General features: G+C 42.5%; 19 protein-coding genes. 14 read left to right on the forward strand and 5 right to left on the reverse strand.

The genetic code is table 11. The annotated features are described in order from the left end of the window. Positions 1-5 precede the first annotated feature (5 nt). Both mobC and AC1RRQ_RS07060 read left to right on the forward strand, forming a co-directional pair. Complete coding sequence (gene mobC, locus AC1RRQ_RS07055) at positions 6-1997, forward strand: conjugal transfer protein MobC (protein ID WP_493022302.1); 1992 nt, start codon at positions 6-8, stop codon at positions 1995-1997. Positions 1998-2040: 43 nt separating this feature from the next. Then, positions 2041-3042: a PDDEXK nuclease domain-containing protein gene (locus tag AC1RRQ_RS07060; RefSeq protein ID WP_493022303.1), complete on the forward strand. Its 1002-nt coding sequence runs from the start codon at positions 2041-2043 to the stop codon at positions 3040-3042. Between the two features lie 14 nt (positions 3043-3056). On the opposite strand, the gene AC1RRQ_RS07065 is transcribed toward AC1RRQ_RS07060, so the two are convergent. The 3 genes from AC1RRQ_RS07065 to AC1RRQ_RS07075 form a co-directional block, all read right to left on the reverse strand. Further along, complete coding sequence (locus AC1RRQ_RS07065) at positions 3057-3287, reverse strand: hypothetical protein (RefSeq protein WP_493022304.1); 231 nt, start codon at positions 3285-3287, stop codon at positions 3057-3059. A 160-nt stretch (positions 3288-3447) separates the two neighbouring features. Next, positions 3448-3693, reverse strand: a complete 246-nt coding sequence (locus AC1RRQ_RS07070; RefSeq protein WP_493022305.1) for a hypothetical protein — start codon at positions 3691-3693, stop codon at positions 3448-3450. Between the two features lie 12 nt (positions 3694-3705). Beyond that, positions 3706-4473 carry an XRE family transcriptional regulator gene (locus tag AC1RRQ_RS07075; protein WP_493022306.1) on the reverse strand — a complete coding sequence of 256 codons (768 nt, stop codon included), beginning with the start codon at positions 4471-4473 and terminating at the stop codon, positions 3706-3708. A gap of 88 nt (positions 4474-4561) precedes the next feature. Between AC1RRQ_RS07075 and dinB the strand changes: the two genes are divergently transcribed. From dinB to AC1RRQ_RS07095, 4 genes are all read left to right on the forward strand, one after another. After that, positions 4562-5719 carry a DNA polymerase IV gene (dinB, locus tag AC1RRQ_RS07080; protein WP_493022307.1) on the forward strand — a complete coding sequence of 386 codons (1158 nt, stop codon included), beginning with the start codon at positions 4562-4564 and terminating at the stop codon, positions 5717-5719. A gap of 2 nt (positions 5720-5721) precedes the next feature. Continuing rightward, complete coding sequence (locus AC1RRQ_RS07085) at positions 5722-8778, forward strand: DNA polymerase III subunit alpha (RefSeq protein WP_493022308.1); 3057 nt, start codon at positions 5722-5724, stop codon at positions 8776-8778. A gap of 60 nt (positions 8779-8838) precedes the next feature. Then, positions 8839-9456, forward strand: a complete 618-nt coding sequence (locus AC1RRQ_RS07090; RefSeq protein ID WP_493022309.1) for an alpha-ketoglutarate-dependent dioxygenase AlkB family protein — start codon at positions 8839-8841, stop codon at positions 9454-9456. A 139-nt stretch (positions 9457-9595) separates the two neighbouring features. Next, a complete protein-coding gene (locus AC1RRQ_RS07095; protein WP_493022310.1) occupies positions 9596-13678 on the forward strand; it encodes a COR domain-containing protein in 4083 nt (1360 codons plus the stop codon). 32 nt (positions 13679-13710) lie between these two features. Here the strand turns inward: AC1RRQ_RS07095 and AC1RRQ_RS07100 are convergent, their stop codons facing one another. Both AC1RRQ_RS07100 and AC1RRQ_RS07105 read right to left on the reverse strand, forming a co-directional pair. After that, the gene (locus tag AC1RRQ_RS07100; RefSeq protein WP_493022311.1) at positions 13711-14328 is read right to left on the reverse strand and encodes a hypothetical protein; all 618 of its coding nucleotides are present in this window, start codon (positions 14326-14328) and stop codon (positions 13711-13713) included. A gap of 27 nt (positions 14329-14355) precedes the next feature. Continuing rightward, a complete protein-coding gene (locus AC1RRQ_RS07105; RefSeq protein ID WP_493022312.1) occupies positions 14356-17487 on the reverse strand; it encodes a P-loop NTPase fold protein in 3132 nt (1043 codons plus the stop codon). Between the two features lie 327 nt (positions 17488-17814). Here AC1RRQ_RS07105 and AC1RRQ_RS07110 point away from each other — a divergent pair, with 327 nt between their 5' ends. The 8 genes from AC1RRQ_RS07110 to AC1RRQ_RS07145 are packed head-to-tail and all read left to right on the forward strand — an operon-like array spanning position 17815 to position 23225. After that, positions 17815-18210 (forward strand): single-stranded DNA-binding protein, encoded by a 396-nt coding sequence (locus AC1RRQ_RS07110; RefSeq protein ID WP_493022313.1) that lies wholly within the window; start codon positions 17815-17817, stop codon positions 18208-18210. 38 nt (positions 18211-18248) lie between these two features. After that, on the forward strand, positions 18249-19292 hold the full coding sequence (locus AC1RRQ_RS07115; protein ID WP_493022314.1) for a DUF932 domain-containing protein: 1044 nt from the start codon (positions 18249-18251) through the stop codon (positions 19290-19292). A 47-nt stretch (positions 19293-19339) separates the two neighbouring features. Beyond that, positions 19340-19774: a hypothetical protein gene (locus AC1RRQ_RS07120; protein WP_493022315.1), complete on the forward strand. Its 435-nt coding sequence runs from the start codon at positions 19340-19342 to the stop codon at positions 19772-19774. 5 nt (positions 19775-19779) lie between these two features. Further along, entirely contained in the window at positions 19780-20415 is a 636-nt protein-coding gene (locus AC1RRQ_RS07125) for a PRTRC system protein E (RefSeq protein WP_493022316.1), read from the forward strand. After that, positions 20360-20578, forward strand: a complete 219-nt coding sequence (locus AC1RRQ_RS07130) for a PRTRC system protein C (RefSeq protein WP_493022317.1) — start codon at positions 20360-20362, stop codon at positions 20576-20578. The genes AC1RRQ_RS07125 and AC1RRQ_RS07130 overlap by 56 nt, the downstream gene beginning before the upstream one ends. 16 nt (positions 20579-20594) lie before the next feature. Further along, positions 20595-21758: a hypothetical protein gene (locus AC1RRQ_RS07135; protein ID WP_493022318.1), complete on the forward strand. Its 1164-nt coding sequence runs from the start codon at positions 20595-20597 to the stop codon at positions 21756-21758. Further along, a complete protein-coding gene (locus tag AC1RRQ_RS07140) occupies positions 21748-22443 on the forward strand; it encodes a PRTRC system protein B (protein ID WP_493022319.1) in 696 nt (231 codons plus the stop codon). Before AC1RRQ_RS07135 ends, AC1RRQ_RS07140 begins: the two co-directional genes overlap by 11 nt. Next, complete coding sequence (locus AC1RRQ_RS07145) at positions 22443-23225, forward strand: PRTRC system ThiF family protein (protein WP_493022320.1); 783 nt, start codon at positions 22443-22445, stop codon at positions 23223-23225. The genes AC1RRQ_RS07140 and AC1RRQ_RS07145 overlap by 1 nt, the downstream gene beginning before the upstream one ends. The last annotated feature ends 45 nt before the right edge of the window (positions 23226-23270 follow it).

The following is a 23270-nucleotide window of genomic DNA, read 5'->3' on the forward strand; positions in this document are numbered from 1 at the left end:
AAATCATGGCATTACAGACTGGTGAAAACGAACAGGCATTACGAAAGATACTGGACATGACAAGACTTATGAGCCTTACTATGCTCTTCTTTCATTTTTATTTTTACTGCTACTCCGGTTTTTATAATTGGGGGCTGCACAGCAGTTTCACAGACCGGATACTGGAGAACATAACCGCTACGGGGCTGTTCAATTCTTTCCATACCTCCAAACTTTTTTCACTGGGTCTTCTTCTCATATCGCTTCTGGGTGCAAAAGGCAGAAAGGATGAGAAATTAAGCTGTAAATCGGCAGTGGTGCTGATAAGCACAGGCCTGCTGTTTTATTTTATAAGCGGCTTGGTTCTACTGCCCCCGCATGACCTTCGCGTAACAGTGATTCTATATATGGCATTAGCAGTTGCAGGTTACCTGATGATACTCAACGGCGGCACGCGGTTATCGAGACTGGTAAGGAGGAAACTCAATGACAGGGATATATTCAACAAGCTCAATGAGACCTTCCCTCAGGAAGAACGTCTGCTGGAGAACAAATTTTCTATTAACCTGCCCGCTAAGTATTATCTGAAGGATAAACTGCATAAAAGCTGGATCAATATCATCAATCCGTTCAGAGGCATCATGGTCACCGGCACACCGGGTTCGGGGAAGTCTTACTTTGTGATCCGCCATATCATCACCCAGCATATCCGCAAAGGGTTCACGATGTTTATTTATGATTTTAAATTTGATGACCTCTCACGTATAGCATATAATACCTGGCTGAAAAACAGGCACTGCTATCGGGTGCCTCCAAAGTTTTATGTCATTAATTTTGATGACCTGTCCATAACCCACAGATGCAATCCTTTAGATCCTTCCGCCATGACAGATATTACCGATGCCGCGGAATCAGCAAGGACAATTCTGATGGGGCTCAACAGGGAATGGATCAAAAAGCAGGGCGACTTTTTTGTGGAATCTCCCATCAACTTCCTTACCGCGATTATATGGTATCTTAAGAAGTATCAGGATGGTGTATTCTGCACCCTGCCCCATGTCATTGAACTGATGCAGGCCGACTATGATAACCTCTTTACACTGCTGCGTACCGAGAAAGAAATTGAGGTGCTTATAAACCCGTTTGTTAACGCCTACCTAAATGACGTAATGGAGCAGCTCGAGGGCCAGATTGCCTCTGCGAAGGTAGCAATGGCAAGGCTTTCTTCCCCGCAGCTTTACTATGTGCTTTCGGGAAATGACTTCAGCCTGGACATCAATAATCCTCTGGAACCAAAAATCGTATGCATGGGAAACAACCCCCAGAAAATACAGATTTATGGTGCCGTGCTTTCCCTTTATGTGACACGCCTTGTAAAACAGGTCAACAAAAAAGGAAAGCTGAAAAGCAGCCTGATCTTTGACGAATTTCCGACCATCTATCTCAACAACATGGACAGCCTGATTGCAACGGCCAGAAGCAATAAAGTTTCTACCTGTCTTGGGATACAGGATTTCAGTCAGTTAAGAAAAGATTACGGACGCGAGCAGGCGGATGTACTGATCAACATTGTCGGCAACATCGTAAGCGGACAGGTAACCGGCGATACAGCCAAGCAGCTCTCGGAGCGTTTTGGAAAAATAATGCAGGATCGCGAAAGCCTTTCCATTAACAGTGGCGATACTTCTATAAGCCGCTCCAAACAGCTGGAAGCCGCCATTCCCCCATCCAAAATCAGCTCCCTTTCATCAGGGGATTTTGTAGGTATGGTTGCCGATGATCCGGACTGCAGGATTGATTTAAAGGCATTCCACTGTTCTATTGTCAATGACCATAATGCGATCAGAGAGGAAGAAGAAAGTTACAAGGAAATTGAAAAGGTACGTGTTATAGATAACCATATTGTCCAACGCAATTATGATCAGATCAGACAGGATATACAGCAGGTTATCGATACCGAAATGGAAAAGCTTATTGCAGACCCGGCTAAGTCTTATTTGGTTATCCGGAAAAAATAACTGTACCAAAAAAAACATTTTGTAAATCTTTAAAGAAAGAAATATGAAAAATAAAATATTTCATAATACCTCTCTGTTGAATGAGCTTTCGCTGCTGATAGAACAGGCACAGCACCAAATTACGCAACAGGCCAACAGTGCCTTGACGATGCTTTTCTGGCATGTAGGTTTTAGGATAAACCAAGACATCCTTGAAAATAAAAGGGCAGACTATGGCAAACAGATTGTCGTGACACTGTCACGACAATTGGTAGAAAAATATGGTAGGAATTTTGAAGAAAAAAATTTAAGAAGAATGCTGCAATTCAGTGAAATGTTCAGTGAAAAGGAAATTGTCGTAACACTGTCACGACAATTGAGCTGGTCTCATTTTTTAGTACTGTTGCCTTTGAAGAGTGAGGAAGCGAGATTATTCTATGCTCACTCGGCTTCTGGAATTGGAGTTCGTGAACTAAGAAAAAAAATACATAATAAAGAATATGAGCGTACTTCAATAGCTAATATTCGTAATGCAGTCACGCCCGATATACGCAATAGCTTTAAAGATCCTTATTTCCTAGACTTTTTAGGACTCAGTGATACATATTTGGAAAAAGATCTCGAAGATGCAGTATTACGAGAAATTGAAAAATTTATACTTGAATTAAGTAAAGGGCTTTCTTTTATAGAGCGGCAGAAAAGAATGATTATCGATGGTGAAGACTTCTATCTTGATTTACTCTTCTATCATAGAAAATTGCGAAGATTGGTTGCCGTTGAGCTCAAGCTTGGAAAATTTCACGCTAAATATAAAGGACAGATGGAGTTATATCTTAAATGGCTTGATCGCTACGAAAAAAATGAAGAAGAATTACCTCCGGTTGGTATTATACTCTGTTCGGAAAGTAATCCCGAACAGGTACAACTCCTTGAAATGCATAAAGATGGAATCATGGTTGCTGAGTATTGGACCGAGCTCCCTTCAAAAAGGGAACTCGAAAAGAAAATACACTCCATACTTTTGGATGCCGGGGAACGAATAGAAGCTAAAAAACTCCTTAAATGAACCATTTTAGATAGTTAGTCAGCCATTTCGTCTGATTGTGAATAACCCTTATTTACCATGTCGCTGACTAATCTGCCATAATCATTTACAGCAATTGTATGTTCACTAATGGCTATTTGATGATCTGCAGAAACATATTTTTTGGGTATGTGGGCACTTATAAGATCTGTATGAATTTCTTCTAATGTTTTAAATTTGTCAACTGCAATTTTTCTTAATTCCTCTAATTTATCTTTGTAAGTCATGTTAGTTTGATTTTAATTTATACTAATGTAATAAAAATCCACTTTTGAGGATTTCTTTTTTCCAAAAGCGTTGTGTTTTTTAGTACTGTTCCTCAGGACGCATTATCATTTGTAAGCCTGGCAGGATACAAACGGGTGAAAGGCACATTTTATTTATATATTAAAAAAGAACAACAACCCCTTTAAGGTCATTCTCCTCAGAAAAAGTTCTTATAAAATCAGTAGCCAGTTCGCTCTTAGATTTCTCTAGCTGAAAATAATGGACGTAAAAATCTTCCCCTTCATCATCGAAGTGTATGATATCAGTAAAAGACTCTGCAATAAGCCCGCCTTTGAGTTTAAGAATTTTTCTCGCCGTTGGCGTATCTACCTCTTTTCTGATCTTAAAACGTATAGTTGTATGCATTTGCCTGTATTCTTATTGTTTAATACCCTTTAGTGCTTTAACTTCATCTCTTATCCCGTAAAGTAGTTCTCTGATGCTCTGTGGCTCAAGGTTGTCGGGCTCAAATTCCTTAGTGGCTATGCTGCCTGCATATTCCCATATTTCCAATATGTCTGAAAGCTTCACCTCGTAAGGCTCATAAAAGGTGTTGTCCGATATGAACAGGAAATTTTTCCCTCCGCTTCTTTTCAGCCTTTTGTATACAATGCCCTCATTTTTTGTAAGCAGCACATAAGTCTTGCCGTCTTTAATATTCCGCTCATTTTCTACATATCTGCCGACTATAAAAGAACCATCCATGTGCGGGGGCATCGAATCTCCTTCCACCGGAAATGTCCTGAACTTTCCGCTGCCAAGAAAAGGCAGTGATATATGCTGCAGACTTTCCACAAATTCAGGATCGCTGTAGCTGCTCAGGTAGCCTGCTCTTGCCTTATGCGGAATAATTTCAATAATGTTCGCACCTTTAGAATCCACCACAATAGGCAACAGGATTCGGTTGTCATCAAGTTTCATAAGCCCGTCGATATCTATTTTTCGAATATCGGCAGTCAGCAGCAGGTCAATGCTCACATGATAGTAATGAGACAGTTTAATCAAAATTTCGAAAGGGGGCTGAGACTTTCCTTCTTCATATTTTGCAAGCCTGTCGCGACTTATAGAGAGTTTCTCAGCCACGAATTGCTGCGAAACTTCTTTTTTCACCCTAAGGTGCCTGATATTGTCAGAGAATAAAGACATATGCTTTTTGGGATTATTTATCCCAACAAATATAATATTTTTTGGGAATATCTATCCTAATTTTGCATAGTACAAAAATGAATATTTTATGGAAAGGGCAATTGTACATATGGACCTTGATACTTTTTTTGTTTCCTGTGTCAGGCTGATGGATTCCAGGCTCGATGGAATCCCTTTGATTGTGGGCGGAGGTGACCGCGGCGTAGTAGCCTCCTGCTCATACGAGGCACGCAGGTTCGGCGTGCATTCGGCTATGCCGATAAAAATGGCACTGCGCCTCTGTCCTGATGCTAAAATCGTGAAAGGCGATATGGAATTGTTCTCTAAAATGTCACATAACGTTACCGAAATTATTGAGTCCAGAGCACCGGTTGTCGAAAAAGCCAGTATAGATGAATTTTACCTGGACATAACCGGGATGGACAGGTTCCATGGCTCTTACAAATGGACCAGTGAGCTTTCATCGCTTGTTACCCTTGAGACCGGACTGCCCATCAGTTTTGCCCTTTCGGTAAATAAAACCGTTTCAAAAATTGCCACTGGCGAAGGAAAACCCAGAGGAAATCTGGAAATCCCCCAACCTATGGTACAGCAGTTCCTTAACCCGCTTTCCATACGTAAAATTCCAATGGTCGGGGATGCCACCTTCAAGCTGCTTTCACGTATGGCTATCCGTAACATACAGACCCTTGCTGAAATGCCTGTCAATGTGCTTCAGGAAATGATCGGAAAAAACGGTCTTGAACTCTGGAAAAAAGCTAACGGTATAGACAATAATCCCGTAGAACCTTACAGGGAACGCAAATCCCTGTCAACTGAAGATACCTTTCATCAGGACACTACTGACCTGAGATACCTTCGTTCTGTCCTTTCTGCAATGGTAGAGAAATTAGCCTATCAGCTGCGAAGCGAGCAGTGGCTGACTTCGAGTGTGACGGTTAAAATACGCTACTCTAACTTTGATACCGAAACCAGACAGGTAGCTATCTCTTATACCTCTTCAGATCACATACTTACCAAGGCAGTTATGGAAGCTTTCGAAAAACTCTACCAGCGCCGTATGAGCCTGAGGCTTGTCGGGGTAAGATTTGGAAGGCTCGTACGAGGTTCCTATCAGATCAACCTATTTGAGGACACTCAGGAAATGATGTCGTTATATCAGGCTATGGACAGGATCAAGAATCGTTTTGGTGCCAATGCCGTGATGCGCTGCAGCGGTATTTACCAATCAAAAAAAATACAGTAGCTATGTACCTGAACTGCCATTCCTTTCACAGCCTGCGCTACGGCACCATCTCTGTTGCCGATCTGGTTCTTCAGGGAAAAAACCTGGGAGCCACTGCTATGGCACTGACCGATATCAATACCGTTACCGGTATCTATGAATTTTATAAAGCATGTACCGAAGCCGGCATCAAACCCATTGTCGGGATGGAATTTCGTGAAGACCACAAGCTGCTATACATTGCCATTGCCAAAAACCGTAAAGGTATCGGAGAGATAAACCGCCACAGGACCAAATATAATCTGGAAGGACTGCCTGTACCCGATACAGCGCCGGAATTCATGGACGCCATTGTGATCTATCCAATAGAAAATATTCCTGATACGCTCAGGGGTTTTGAATATATAGGCATCCGCACTAAAAACCTTTCCTTTTTGATACGTCCCGAATGGAAAAACAAAATAAACAGGATGGCTGTACTGAATCCTGTTACTTTCAGCAGTAAAACGGAATACAGCCTGCACCGCGTACTTAGAGCAGTTGATCTCAATACACTCGGCACTAAACTTACCCCTGATGATTACTGCGGGGCAGACGAAATGATGGCCGCTCCCAGGCAGATCGCAGCGCGGTACTCACAATACCCTGAAATACTGGAGAATACTTTTTCAATCATAAATCAATGTACATTTGAATATGAGTTTGGGGTGCCCCGCAATAAAAAAAATTATACAGCAGACACACATACGGATTTGCAGCTTTTGACCAGTCTGGCACAGCAGGGCCTGATAAGACGTTATGGGACGGATAATACCGAAGCCTGCGAACGTGTGAAAAAAGAATTGAAAGTTATTGACGAGCTGGGCTTCAGCGGGTATTTCCTTATAACATGGGATATTATACGCTACAGCAATTCCATGGGGTTCCTGCATATCGGGCGTGGCAGCGGTGCCAACAGTATTATTGCCTACTGCCTTGGCATTACCGATATCTGTCCTTTGGAACTGGATTTATATTTTGAACGCTTCCTTAACTTGAACCGAAAAACACCTCCTGATTTTGATATTGACTGGTCCTGGAAAGAGCGTGATGTGATACTGGATTATATCTTTAGGCGCTATGGTGCGGACCATGTGGCTTTCTGCGGCACCAATGTTGAATTTAAATACAAATCCATCTTCAGGGAAGTTGGAAAGGTATTCGGGCTGCCGAAAGAAGAACTGGATGCCCTGTCCGGGACGTCCATAGACCAGCATGATAAAAATAAGGTAATACAGCTCGTGCATAAATACGGCATGATGATGGAAAAATATCCCAACCAGCGCTCGATGCATTCCTGCGGTATACTAATATCCGAAGATCCTATCACCGATTTCACGGCCCTTGAAATGCCGCCTAAAGGATTTCCGATTGTACAGTTCGATATGCACGTGGCAGAGGAAATCGGTTTTGATAAGTTTGATATCCTGTCACAGAGGGGAATCGGACATATTGACGAGTCCGTAAAAATTATCAAAAAAAATCGCGGTATTACTGTCGATATCAGGGATACTTCACTGTCAAAAGACGAAGCCGTATGCAATGAATTTCTGGCAAGAGGTAAAACTATAGGCTGTTTTTATATTGAAAGCCCCGCCATGCGGGGGCTGCTGCGCCGTCTGAAGTGCGATAACTACAAGGTACTGGTCGCTGCCTCATCCATTATTCGCCCTGGTGTGGCTCAGAGCGGTATGATGAAGGAGTATATCTTCAGGCACAACCATCCCGATAAGTTCGAGTATTTCCATCCCGTATTTGAAGAGCAGCTGGGTGAAACCTACGGCATTATGGTTTACCAGGAAGATGTGATCAAAATTGCCCTGCATTACGGCGGCGTGGAAGCAGCTGACGGTGATATACTCAGAAGGGCAATGAGCGGCAAGGGACGCTCGCTTGCCGCCCTGCAGAAAGTAAAAGATAACTTTTTTGCCTCCTGCGCAGCCAAAGGCCATCCTGAAAAGCTGAGCTCTGAAATTTACCGTCAGATAGAATCCTTTGCAGGTTATTCCTTCTGTAAGGCCCATTCCGCTTCCTACGCTGTGGAAAGTTATCAGAGCCTCTACCTTAAAGTTCATTATCCTGTTGAATTTATGGTTGCGGTCATCAACAACCAGGGAGGATTTTACAGGACAGAAGTTTATGTGCATGAAGCCCGGATGTCCGGTGCTGCCATACATAATCCATGCATCAATAAAAGCAGAATAGAAACCGTACTTTACGTAAAGGATATATATCTAGGCTTTATGCTGCTGCAGGGGCTGCAGGGAGAAACAGCACTCCGAATCATAGAGGAGCGTGAAACCCATGGAGAGTATATATCACTGGAGGATTTTATAAGGCGAATTCCAATAGGTATTGAAGGACTCCAGCTGCTGATCTATATCGGGGCATTCCGCTCTACAGGTAAAAACAAAAACGAACTGCTGATAACAGCAAGGCGCATTATGATGAACTTTAAGCCGGAAAACCGCCAGCCAATGCTCCTGCCTGAACCGGTAAGGGAATACAAACTCCCGGAACTTAAGCGCTCGCCTTTTGAAGATGCCTTTGATGAGATTGAGCTTTTAGGGTTTCCTGTATCCGTAACCCCATTTAATCTTTTGAAAACCTCATACCGTGGGGCAGTTATGGCATGCGACCTTGTAAAACATCATAAAAAGCAGGTCAAAATGCTGGCTTATCTGGTTTCCAGAAAACATGTACCAACCAAAATGGGTGCTATGTATTTCGGGACCTGGATTGATGCCAATGGGGAATTTTTCGATACGGCACATTTTACGGGAAGTCTTAAACAGTACCCCTTTAAGGGTGGAGGATGCTATCTGCTGCTGGGCACAGTAGAAGTGGACTACCACTTCCCTACCATTACCATATCCAAAATGGAAAAGATGCCTTTCATCCCCGATCCCCGATATAGGGAAACTGACGAGGAAAGCGGAAAGACCCAGCAGAAACTTAAAGAAGATGTTTCCATGACCCACCGTGCACCCTATCCTCAGGAGCAGGAAATCGGCCTTCCCCGCCAAAAGATGAAGACATAAAAAAATATTAAAATATATAAGCAGTACTATAAGATTTTAGAAACAGAAACAAATAGAGATATGTTACTTTTCAATGACACCGATATGTTTACCTGCGGGACAGCCCCTAAAAAGTTTTACGACCTTCCCGGCCTTGAGCTGATACAGTACGATGGCTTTGTAAGCAAAAATGAGGCAGATATTTATTATACCTCTCTGCTTCATCAGACACCCTGGAGAGAATATGAAATGCCCATGTATGATAAGATTGTGACTGCTCCCCGCATGATTGCCTGGTATGGGCCGGCCGGTTCAATAGAAAATAGCCTTGCATGGACACCTGAACTGTTATTGCTGAAGCAAAAGGTTGAAAAGGAAACAGGATTATCCTTCAATGCAGTGCTGCTGAACCTTTATCGTAATGGCGGGGACAGCGTAGCCTGGCATTCCGACAAGGAACACCGTATTGGAAAAAATCCCAATATAGCTTCCCTTACCTTCGGGCAGACCCGCCCGTTCCGGTTCAGGCACAAAACAGATAAAAGCCTGCCGCAGATTGAAATTCCACTGCATCACGGTACATTGTTACTGATATCTGGGACAACTAATACCTTTTGGGAGCACCATATACCAAAATCAGCCAAAGATATGCTTCCAAGAATCAACCTTACCTTTCGGAAGATATTGCATACTGGCTGAAAAGCAGTTATTGGGAAAGCTTTTTTCTTACAGGATTATAAAAACTTAACTCTAAACTTGTATCTTGCATTAATTAAGAACACTGCTCTTTTCTGCCTGGTAAAAGAACAGAAAAGAGACTTCAACCAACTACTGAATTATGCTGGATTTTATAAATGCTTCTATATTTGAAACAGACTGTGATATTATTGTTGTTCCCATTTCAACAGAAGGAACCATTTCCCGCTCGTTTGATGACGGACTTGAAAATTTAGACATTTTTATAGAATTCGGGTTAAAAAAATACCGCCTTGGTGAAGTATATTTTCAGGAAGTAAGATCCCAAAACCGAGTGAAATTTATAGCTCTCGCATGCGTAGTCGAGAATTATGAAAGCGCATATTTTGCAATAAAACTGGCTGCCAGACGTCTTGCCAGATTTGCAAATGAAAATTTGGACATTTCAGAAATTGCCACCCCGATATTAGGTATAGGAGCAGGTAAACTAAGTCATTTCACAAGCAGGAATATTATGCTTAATGCATTTTATGAAACTGCGCGTAATTCGGTTCGTTTGACTTTTTATACTCCCGATAAGAAAATTTATAAGTCATTTGAAAGTCTTCACCTCGATACAGATACACCAAGCTCACAACTTGTAATAGAAGCCGAACTCTCAAAGATAAATAAAGAAAAACATATTCAGCAGCTACTGTACGATTCTGAATTTTACTTTGAATTAGCACAGTTAAAATTTCAGGAATTTTTGAACTATTTACCTTTAGAAAATGATTTTTATAACAGGATTGAACTGGACTTCAGAAATTCAAAGTTAGCTTTCAAAGATTTTTTTGAAGAATTCAGCAGCAACGGAATTTATTATTCTTTCCTTACATTGTGCGGTGAACTGATAGCTTATCTCGATTACAATGCTTACCGTAAAAACTTTTGGAATCGATACCCAGACAAACGTGTACTGGCAAGAGCAGGTGTAAGACAGAATGATTGGTTTTTGAACCTTCTGAAATTTAAAAAAAATAACGACCTTATCACACTAAGCCCCAGTGTCAGAAATGCTTTAAACTATTTATTAAGGCCCTCTGATAATCTCACAATGCTTTCAAAAGTACATCGCCAGCAGGTTTTAAAAGAGCTGCTGATGGATAATAATCTTACCGAATTAGATGAAGATTATATAATCAGTTTTTTCAGGGGGTTAAGATTTAAAACATTAAATGATGAAAATTTTGGGGCACTTTGTTCCCGAATATTGTATCTGCCTTATATCAAACCGCTCTGGCATGATGGTATTTCAAAAGAAAAAGATCTACTTTACAATGAATCAAACATCTATTTTGCCAGTCAGCTGATCGAACAAAATTTATTGACCAAATCCACAAAACTTGATTTAGGGATGTGCGGATTAAGGGATCTCTGCCTGGTCCCTGAATTATTTGAATGCACACACCTGGAAGAACTCATACTAAGCAATGAATGGGGCGAATTTGAAAACGGCGTATGGAAACCCAGATACAGCAGTAATGATTGGAAAAGAAATACAATTGAATACATTCCTTCGGATATTGAAAAACTGAAAAATTTAAAAGTGCTGATCTGCGGAGGAGACTGGAATAAGAAAGATCAATTATGGAACAGATGGCCCATTGACAGCCTGCATGCACTTACATCCTTAAAGCAGTTAAAATACCTTAATCTAAGCAACTGCTGTCTCAAATCCCTTAGGGAACTCAGCCAGCTGCCTGAGCTGGAAGTTGCTTTCTTTAATAATAATAAAATCAAAAATGTAGAAAACATCAAAGAAGGGGTAAAAATTCGTGAAATCTATCTTAGTAATAATCTCATTGAATCCGTCTCCTTCTTAAAAGATGCACAAAGCATTGAAACAGTCGATCTCCACCATAACAAAATTAAGGATTTAAGGCCTATTGAAAGCCTTATAAACACTCTTGGAATCGAAAATGATAAATGGAAAGTAGGAACTATTAATATCGCAAAAAATCCTTTGGCCCAGCCTCCGATGGAAATTGTAAATATTGGAAAGGAAGCAGTGCTCAGGGTACTTAATGATATAAGACAGCGCGGAAAATATATCAATAAAGACATCAAGATTATTCTTGTGGGTAATAGTGAAGTCGGTAAGTCTACTATGGTAAAATATCTTGATAATGAAAAAGATATTGAAAAGGAGCATCTACCAACCCTATGGATGCAGGAAAAAATCGTAAAAAGCAAATACAAGATTTCTTCTCTGGGGGAAGAGTGCATCCTTCATGTTTTTGATTTTGGAGGGCATGATTACTACCATGATACGCATCACCTTTTCTACGGCTCAAATGCTGTTTATATGCTATTATGGACTCCGGAAACAAATAATCTTAATCTGCGTTCCTGCATTCAGCTAAATCATAAGAAAGAGCAGGTCAAGGTTGAGACCCAGGATTATCCGATTAAATACTGGCTCGAATCTGTCAAACATTACATCAAAGATGTAGAGGCTGATAATATTGATTTTGATGATAAAAAAAATCAATCGTATAATAGTTCGCTTCTCCTTCTCCAAAATAAGGTTGCAAGTGTTTCCGATATTAAATTCTTAAACAATACCAGCTTAAAAAAAGATTATCCTTTTATATTCGACATTACGGCAATATCCATAAAATCTCCCAAAAGAAATATGGAACAGTTTGATATGCTGCTCACCGAAATGCTGCACAATATGGATATCATAGGAGCCACACTCCCAAAATTTTACGAACCAGTCAAAAACAGCATCAGTACCTATCAGGGGAAACCAGTTGTAAATAAGGCTGATTTCATGCAGTACTGTAATAATCTCATAAATTCACCTATCGATGAACAGCAGGCTTATATACTGATACGTTATCTGGAGCAGATAGGACTTATTCTGTATTCTAACCAGTCCGCTCAAGGAAATATTTATATGGATAAAAGATGGCTCATTGATAATATTCACAATGTTTTGGTCGACCTGAAGGAGAAAGGCGGTGAATTTGATGTATCCTATCTCATCAATGAAAAGCAGATTGCTGAGAATGACGTTACCAGCATATTGGACATGATGATTGATTTCAAGATTATTTTTAAACACCCTTTTTCCAGCAAATATATTGCACCGCTTTATCTGCCTAAGATGCCCGAAACGAAAATTAATCTATTTCTTCAGCAGGGAACAATCCCATGTCGAAGATTCGAATACACGGGCTTTATTCAAAAAAGTATTATCCTCAGTATTTTCCAGCATTACAGCAGCCTGCTTCTTTCTGGTAATAATGATTCTGGCGATATGTTCTATTATTGGAAAGACGGCCTGATTATAAAGAATCCCGCAACACATGAAATAGTAATGATAAAATTTCATATCGGCAATGAAGAAGGGAACGCATGCATCGATATCTTTAATTTAAATCTTACCATTCAAAAAACAGACTTTATTGATCAGGTAATAGGCTATATACAAGAGGTTAATAAGGGATACGATTATGAAGAAATGGTCACTCTTGACGGTGTCGATTTTATTTCAACTAAAGTGCTGAACAGGAACGCCAAATATGGAAAATTGATTTTCTCCGAAAAAAAACTCAAAGATTTTGATGAAACAAAAGGAGAGGAAAAATTTTTCAATTTAAAGGATTATAAAATGTTTACAAACGAGAAAATCAAGAAAAAGAAAGTCGTTATTTCTTATTCAAAAAAAGACCTTAAAAACGTCAATGCACTGATCAGATACCTTCAGCCTCTTGTCGCGGCAGACCTCATTGAAGAACCCTGGTACTGTACAAATCTTATTCCCGCTGCAGAATGGGATTCGGCCATCAAAGAAAAATTTGATGAAGCTGATATAGTGTTTTTTATGGTGAGCGAGTATTTTTTCAATACGAAATATATTATTGAACATGAAGTTACAAATACTATAAACCGTTATGACCTGAACAAGTCAGTAAAAATAATACCAATCATTCTTGAATTTTATGACTGGGCGGGTAAGGATCAGTACAACCTCCAAAGATTTACTGCACTGCCCTATCAGGCTAAACCGATTAGCGACTACCATAATCCTAAATTAGCCTGGAGTACCATAACCATGATGGTACGTCTTATGATTGAAAAAGATATGGATCCGGTAAAATCGGAAATGATAAGCCGTGAGCTGCAGGAGATTTATGAGCGTCAGGTGCGCGGCAGTCTCGATGATAATGTATAATCCCGTACCTCAATGCGCAGGTGCATTACTGTTTATGTTATGCCGAATCTTTTAATAATATTATCTAATCCAAGAACCTGTTTATCAGTCAGTCTTCCGTTTTTTTCGCAACTCTTTTTCACTGATAAAACAAATTCAGTGTCAAAATCGGCATTATCCTGGGCCCAGTTTAAAATAAGGTTGATTTTAGAGAACTGTGAATTGGTCTCATAACTGGTAAATTTGAGAAACTTTTCGTTGATCTTTCTTTTAATATCCTCCTGCTTAACGGAAAGGTTTCTTTTTCGGTAAATATCCAGATAGAATTTATATTCATAGTCATTGATTGCATGCTTTCTGTAAAGATACTCCACAACCTCCGCACTCATGCTTTTGCTTATGTCATCTTTTAGTTTTTTAATAGATGTAAATACCTTATCCCCATCGTCAATTCCTAAAAACTTTTTTATGCAGTGGTTCCCTACTTCTGTAATTACCTTATTAGTCCTGTTCCTTATCACGCATATGTTACGTATTGGAAAATGGCCGCACAGACAGGTCTGCTCTTCATCACTATAGTAGGCAAGATCAAATACCCATTCCAGTTTTGCAGCATTCCATGTATTTGCTGTGCTTAAATCAATTATTTCTGTGGTCAGTTTAAATTCCATAATTAAATCTCTACAATAATTCTCAGTTTATTCAACAACAAACCTTCTTATAAAACCAATATGTTTTCTAATTAACCCTGTATCGACTTCAAGCAGATGAGGGAGTTTTTCGTTCAACAGGGATTCCAGGTTTATTCTTTCCTGCTCAAGGCCTTTAAATAATACATCATTACGGACAAGAAACTTTGAAAATTTTACGGTATCCCCAGCAGTTTCTAAAAAACCGCTTAATAATCCGACAAGGCCTTTATATTTCCCAAGACAGAGTGCCAGAACAAATAGTATAGCTTCCAGATCCTTTTCTTTAATTTTGCTTTCCCTGCTGATATAATCATGGGATTTTACTATCCTGTATATATTTACAAAACGTTTGATAAGCCTTGGGCTGCTGCCAAGAATTGCTGACATCTGCTCAATATTGCCAATTTCAGTTTCAGAAAAACTTAACGCCTTAATTACAATCTGATCTGAAACAACGGAAGAATTTAAAACAACTGGGGCCTGGGTGCGATTATTGTTATTGCTTTGGTTATCCATACTTTCCTGATTTTCTGCAGTTGCGGACTGTTCAGGTCCAGAAACTGATGGGCTGACAGGCATCTGAACCTGGGCCAGTCCCCGAAGCATGGTTCTTATATTGCTACTGTCCGCCTGCTTTAAATGAAATGGTATCTGAAAGATTTTTTCAAGGTAGCTCCCAGGATCAATATTCTGATATTCCTTGTCATCATTGCCAAACTGTTTCCTGTATTTTGATACTAATGCATTCCGTACCCAGACAGGGTCAACTCCCACTACTACAATAAACAGGGGAAATGCCATAAGGAGATTTACTGCCTCAAGAACTTCCACTACTCTGTCTTCAGGGCATCTGTCTAAATCATCTATGTAAAGTACAATCCGCTCCAGGGGCCTGTTAAATAAGTCACTGAACTTTTTGCCATCCTCGGTATCTGAAATTTCCTGTTTGTGGCCGGTAAACAGATCGCTTAGTATTTCAAAATCTTTACGTATAGTTGATACCAGGCCTAAATGTTTCCTGTAGTCTTCACTCTGGCATCTCTTCTCAATAAATTCATACAATGCTTCTGTCGACAAGGCGTTGCCGATCTTAAACTCAACAGTGGATTTTACAATCTCTACTTTACTGATCTGGCTGGTAACTGCTTCAAGTTCATTCTTTTTAGTCTCAATTTCAAAAGCCAGTGCTTTTTCCTGCTGGTTAAATTCAAACACGGCATTATCCCTGCTTTTGATATAGTCCTCTTTGATCTTCCATATTTTAGCAAAAAAGGGCTTGGCTTTACGGTAAAATTTAATCGCATTGACATAAAATCCTCCGATAAATGTAACCACAAGCCAGAATGTGGTTCCTGGAATAAAACTGTGAGAACTGATATAATCCTTTAAAAACCATAGCAGGACAGGAACACCAGTAAATAAGATAATTGTACCGACAAGCCATGCCCTGTTCTCCCTGGCTGTTTGTGCAGTCGTGAAAAGCTTAACCGTCCCGGGAACAGAACGCAGTTTAGTATACATTTCCTCTGGTTTCTCCCAGTACTCCTCAGGGACAATCTTTTTGAAATCATCGATACTGTCAACTATGCTTTTATTTTCTAAAAGAACGTTTTTAAGTTCATCCTTTACTTTAAACTCGTCGTCTACACCTTTAAGTACTTCTTTAAGCGACTTTTTTCGGAGCTCATCTATCTTGTCTTCTAATTCTTTTTTTGTCGTGTTTTTTTTTGTCTCCAGATCCTGCAGCTGGCTTTCTATCTCGCTCTTCTGTCCCTCAAGGCCCGAAAGTTCCTGCTTGGTGACCGAAAGGTCTTTTGTAAGCCTCTTTTCAATTTCTACTACGTTGTATTTTGCATCACTGTCATTTGTTATGTAATAATGAAGTCCTTCAAAAATCCTTGTAGTAATGCTTGCCCATAAATTAGCGTCCATATAGGACCAGGCATTGAAATGAACATGTACTATTCCTTTGCAGAAATATCCATTATCGGAATCCGAGAGTTTTTCAATCTGCGTCCTTAGTTTTTTCATAAAAAAACTTTTACCTGACCCCCAGCGGCCCAGCAGTGCTGCGGCAAGAGGCGGCTGGAAGCTCTTTGCCGCCAAAAGCAGGGCGAAAGCATTCACATCTGGCATAATATCCAGATAATCCTCCCCTGCATCCGTGTCACTGGCCAGTCCGGCTATATGCGTGGAATCAGATAACTCCTCAGGTGCCAGAAATGCTAGAAGCACCCTTATAGCATCAGCATTGAGATGGTTCAGAATACTAGTAAAATCTGCTAACGAAGGCTCTGCAATCGTTGTTCGGTGATAGCCCAGGTCTTCCACATCAATCCTGAACCCTTTTAACAGCCAGTCCACAGCTATGCGCGTGCCGTTATTAAAATTTTCTTTGACAATTCCCAATCCCTTAAATCTTAAAAAATTCCTTCCCTCCCGCGTTGGAAATGTAGATTTGTGGATTACTATATCTCCTCCTCTGATGGAATTAATAATATGGTCGTACTTCTTGTCATATCCTGTTTCCCATATTTCCTCATCATAAAAACGCTCTGCCTGATCATCTCCGTCCCATGAAGAACCTACCAAAAAAAACCTAATCCCCTGCTTTTTGACTATTTCCAGCAATTTTTTCGTGTCATCCGTATTTCTATCAGAAGATAAATTATCATAAAACTCCTTTCCTTGTTTATCATCAGGCACTGCCACCATAAAATTAAGTTCATGTTCTGAACCCATATCTTTCAGCTCATTGAAAACATCTAAGAGAAGCATCCAGCTTTCCTTATAGCTAAGCCCTCCTGCTCCGGTCCCCAATAGCGGCAGCCATACTCTAACACCTGCCAGGGCGCCTGCATTATCCTTTATGGCTTTTAGCAGGTTTTCTCTCAACAGCTCCCTGGTATCACCCCGCTGGGCAATGGTAACAACAAACAATATCGGTTTTTCGCCCAGCTGAAAAAGGTCATAACCTTTCTTAAGATCAAGATTCTGAAGTATGGACTCCTCATAACCGTATTCACTTAAAACGTACCTGTTTAGGGTACCTGCTGTACCTATTTCGTTTGTAGACACAATTGCCAGCTGGGCATCTGACGGCGAAAAATTAAAAGCAATCTGGTAAGAAATTCTCATAGTATAAGGGTGGTTGGTATCAGACCTAAAAATATAAAATTTAACATGTCATTTAACACAATAATGATAATTATTTACGAGTACTAAATCATGTTTATATACAGTTCCCAATACGAAAAGGGATAAAAAGGCCAGCGAAGTTATTATGCAGGGAGTCTTCTGCACGCGCATAACGTCCTGCGTCCGCCCTTCGGGACTTATAGCGCTCCGAAGCCCCTGCACACTTCCGCGGGGCTTTCTTTTTTTCCCTTTTTTCTTTTGGGAAATGCTTGTAAGGCAGGGAAAAAAGAGGATTAAAATAATGTTTCACTTTAATTAGTATTTATCATGGAAATTACTGGAAGAGTGACAGCGGACGCCGTAGTGCGCACCCTGTCAGATCAAAGAAAGGTCGTAAACTTTGCCGTAGCGGTAAACGACACCTACAAAGCTAAAAACGGGGAGCGTGTAACGCAGACCGAATTTTTTGACTGCTCCTACTGGATAGGCACAGGTATAGCACCCTACCTTACTAAAGGCAAGATTGTGGAACTCGCAGGGCGTGTGAGCGTACGTGCGTGGATGGACGGCGAAGGGCAGCCAAAAGCAGGGCTGAACTTCCATACCTCCAAAATTACCCTGCACGGGGGCAGTCCTGTGCAGGCAGAGGGAAAAGGTTCAGAAGCACCACAGGCGGGAACGGATAAAAAAGAAGAAGTACCCAACGATGACCTGCCGTTCTGAACAGAGAAAATAGTATTTAACCTTTAATTGAAACCATCATGGCACATAATATAAACTACAACGAACAGACTGGAAAACACGCTTTTTTCAGCACAAAACAGCCCGCTTGGCACGGGCTTGGCACAATCGTGCAGGATTACCCGAAAAGTGCACAGGCTATTGCCTTTGCTGGGCTTGATTATGAAGTGGTAAAAGCACCGCTTTTTGCCAAAGGTACAGACCCGCTGATAAGCTTCGCTGTACCTGAGCAGTATGCCACCATGCGCACTGATAACAATGCCGTGTTTGGTGTGGTGGGAAAAGATTACCAGATTGTGCAGAACACCGATGCCTTTGCCTTTTTTGATGCCATTGTAGGCGGCGGGGATGGCATCCTGTACGAAACCGCAGGGGCATTAGGCAGCGGGGAACGTGTTTTCATTACCGCCAAGCTGCCCGGATATATCCGTGTGGGAAACGGTGATGATATTACCGAAAAGTACATATTCCTTACCACCTCGCACGACGGTAGCGGTTCGATTACCGCAGCCTTTACACCCGTGCGCATCGTTTGTCAGAACACCCTGAATGCCGCCCTTCGCTCTGCTTCCAATGTCGTGCGCATACGCCACACCGCAGGGGCAAAAGAACGCCTTGAGCAGGCGCACAAGGTAATGGGGCTTGCCGATACGCTATCCGTACAGCTTGAAGGCATTTTTAATCATTGGGCTAAAGTGAAAATTGAGGACATCGAAGTTAAAAAATTGATACAATTAGCATTATGCCCAAACAAAGAAACCCTTGACCTCTTAAAAAAAGGCACAGAACAGGAACTTTCAGCCGTCTATAAAAATGCCTGCGAAGCTGCCTTCGAATATGCAATGGCAGACGATACCCAAGTGATGGAGACCACCAAAGGAACGCTTTTCGGGGCATACAATGCCGTGACGGGCTACTACCAAAACGTGCGCAGTTTCAAGACTGGCGAAGACAAAATAAAATCCATCCTGCTTGGCGGTACGGCGCAGATAAGGGGGCAGAAAGCCTTTGACCTGTGCAGGGATTTTGAGAAAGCAGGGACAGCTGCCCTGCTGCTGAACTGATGTATAACCGCAGCCCTGCCTTGCGGGGCTGCATAAACTAAACTCTTATGAAACCATTACAGCATATGAACAATATCGAAAAAGGCAGGCTCCTTGCGGGGCTGTTCCCCGAAAGGCTGCCCGAGATACTCAAAGCGTTACAGGACGGGTACGCAGACCTGACACAAAACGAGCACACCCTGCGCCCCTTATGGGATAACAGCCTTTTCGGCTTTGACCTTTGGTACAGGCTTGCTGCAGCTGCAGCCGAAACAGCTGCCATTTTCAGCAGCTCTCCCGTCAAAGGCACACAGCAGCTAACCGAAAAAATCTTTGCGGGGCATACTGCCATCTATACCATTGACTGCATCACAAGGCAGGCTGAGACCATGCACAATGTCCCTGAGAACACCGCCTACAAGGCAGCGGTGCGGATGCTCTTTGAGCATTATACCGCATCCCCAAAACAGGGTAACAATACAGAAGTTGAACCTAAAACTTAAAAATCATGGCAGTAACCAATTTTTTCGCCCATGCAGCTTCCCTCAATTTTGAGGGCTGCCTGAACGTCACCCTTAAAAAAGACGGGGAGCAGCTTACCGTATCGGTGCTTTTGCAGAACGATGCCTGCACAGACAATGCCAAAGCGCATATCCCGCCCCTTATCCTTAAAGGGACGGCAAAGGAACTCTGCGAGGGCTTCTTTGATGCCATAGCCGAGCCTGTAACACAGACCTCTGCCCTGTTTGTCAATATGGAGCAGTACCAAAACGGACAGGAGAAAGCAAAACAGAATGCCGCTTCTGAAAAGAAAAAAAACGAAAAGGCAGCACAGCCCGAAAAGCAGACCCCCGAAGCAATAAAGCAAACGCAGTACGCAGGAGTAATGGACAAAGTTGAAGCTTTGGAAAAAGAAGGGAAATTCAAGGAAGCGTGGATCAAAATCCCGCAGCCCTCCGAGTTCCCCGACAAAGCGGAGGAGATACGCACCCGCAGGGCGGCACTCTCCGCCAAATTCAGCCCTGACCTTTTCGGTGCTGAACAGCCCGCAGAAACCATAAAAGAAGTAGAACCAAATCCTAACGATGATGTTACAGACCACAATAATGCCGAGGGTCTTTCTCCTGAAGGACAAGGGCAGTGATATTAACCTTTCCGACCCTGACCCGAAATGGAGCGTGGAAACCGTAATGAACTTTTACGCCCACTCCTACCCGATGCTGACCACCGCCAAAACCGTTGGTCCTGAAATTAAGAACGATACGGTCGAGTACCGTTTTGAAACCACTATGGGAACTAAAGGTTAACCCTAAATCCAATACAATGGAATATGAAACAGCTTATATCAGGGCGGCTGCGGCTGCCCCAAAACAAAAGGCAGCAGCTCCTGCACAAAAACGCAGGGCAGTTCCTGCTGTCCCTCTCACGAAAGAAAGACACCGCCGAGGTGCTTTCAGACCAACTGATCTCAGCCCCTGCCCAAATGCTGCCTATGGTTTTCTAAAAACCCGCTTCCTGCCCCATTATGCAGGGGAAAATCAAAAGGAAAACCCGCAGGAGAAAGGGCATTTTTACCGCTGTTTTGCCCTGCTTTGCAGGCACTACGGGATAAGCCCCGCTGACACCCCTAAACTGTATTACCCTTACGGGCGTGAAGCCGCCCTGCACGATGCGCAAAGGCTGCTCAGTGAAAAACTGCCGCAGCGCATCACCATTGATTTTGAAGCGGACAATGAGAATTTTATGCTCAGTGCGGCCGAAAGGTTTGACACGCAGAATACGCTGTTTTTCATTCCAGTCCTGCCGCTGCACCAAATGTTAAAGGACAGGAAACACAGGAAAGCGGCACAGCTGCTGCTCTGCATCTTCTCCTACCTCTACAGGTGTGCAGGTGTATCATATTACAGGGAGGAAGACAGTTATCTGTATTGGAATTATGATATGCTCTGCCAGTGGGTTACAGATGATCCCGAGGGATGGGATGATGATTTTGGCAGCCTTAACAGTCAGGTCAATACTGCTGTGCATATCGGAGAGATAATGCGCAGAAGGCTTTACAGTAAGGTGCATCTGCAGCGCTTCGAGGAATGGCTCACAGCATTTGTGCCTAAGGACAGTTTTGACAGGGAATGCCACTCCCTTGCGCGGCGGTTTTACGATCTGTGGCGGGAATTTCCTCATACAGGTATTTATACCCATGCTGACATGGAGTGCCTGCCCGACCCCGAGCAGTATGACGATACGGACTGCATCACAATGGAAAAATACATAGGTTTTGTCTGCTCTACCGAGGGATGGCTCTACAATCAGCTTGAACAGGTTGTCAATAGTGATTTCGGCGAATGCAGCTGTATGCAGGAACCTGTCCTCAGGCGGTGCTTTGACGGGCAGCCGCAACAAAAAGACAGCCTTGACTTTGAGTGCCGCCTTTTTCCCCTTATCAATGAACTGTGTTACCTCCTAAACCATTACAGCCATGAAAACTGATATACTTCTTTACCACCCGAAAGCCGCCCTTGTGGTCTTTACCGCAGAAGGGCAGCAAAGCCCCTACATCGAATATTACGAAATGGACAACGCAGGCTCTCCCGTGAACCCCCGCCCGCTCTCGGTCAGCGAAGCACAGCGTCTTGCCAGATCCCTTGACACAGGACAGGCAGCAAAAGCATTCCTCAAACCCGATGGAATACTATCCCCCAATGTGCTGCACATAGACCCGTCGGAAAGCGGCAGCGTGGTGTGGTACACCAAAGCGCAGCGGGTAAAGCTTTACTTTTCCGAGAGCCTGAACCTTGACTGCGGGGCAGTCAGCCTGCCTGCCCTTGTATGGAAAGCAGACAAAAAGCACTTAGCTGTCTTTGCCCTCAAGGGCAGCAGCAGGCCTAAAAAAGAAACCCCGCTGTACTATGCACCTTTTTTTAACCTGTATCAAAACGGGAATGTCTGTATGGGTAATGTTGACGTTCGCATAAAGCAGGCAGCTGCTTTGGAAGAATTTACCGCTACATGGCAGGGGTATTTCTTCGGGAGTTATTTCTCCCATCATATCGGCGGACACCATCCCCTTAAGGAAAACCTTATCAGTCTTTATAAGCAGCTGATGAAAAGCGGCGGGAGTTTTCCTGCTGAGAAGCTTATCAGTAACAGTTTAACCCTTAAAAATCTATTGTAATGGAAACCCTGAAAACAAAAGCCCATTTTACAGCAGACGAACTGCTCAATCCTGTTAATCCTATTTCGGTCTGCCTTATCGGGGCAGGCGGTACAGGCTCGCAGGTGCTGACTGCACTGGCAAGGATGTCCCATTCCCTGAATGCTCTCGGACATGCGGGTTTTCAGGTCAGCCTGTGGGATGATGATATCATAACCGATGCCAACAGGGGCAGGCAGCTTTTTGCCCAGTGCGAGGTCGGACTGTCCAAAGCATCCGCACTCATTACCCGAACCAACCGATTTTTCGGCACAGGATGGAAAACCGTTGAGAAAACATTTACACCCGAAACGGCACAGAGAGCAGCGATTTATATTTCCTGCGTGGACACCGCTGCTGCCCGTTTCACAATAGCCGAAGCACTCGAGCAGCAGAAAAGCAGTTCATCCCATTCTGATATGCCGAGGTATTGGATGGACTTCGGCAATGCAAAAAATACGGGACAGGTTATCTTTTCTACTATTGGAACGGTAAGACAGCCTGAATCCAATCTGTTTCAAACTATTGACAGACTGCCTTTTGTTACCGAAGAATACGGGGAACTGCTGCGCTTCTCCGATACAGATAATACCCCTAGCTGCTCGCTTACCGAAGCATTGGAAAAACAGGATCTGTTTATAAACGGCACATTGGCGCAGCTTGGCTGCAGCCTCTTGTGGCAGATGCTTAGACAGGGTTTAACAGAACACAGGGGACTGTTTCTTAATCTGAGCTCATTCTCCACACAATCTTTAAAACTCTGAAACAGATTCACAGTCTGAATCGGGGCGCCGCATGAGTCTGCTATG

Source organism: Flavobacterium sp. GW821-FHT12A05 (genome assembly GCF_058807735.1).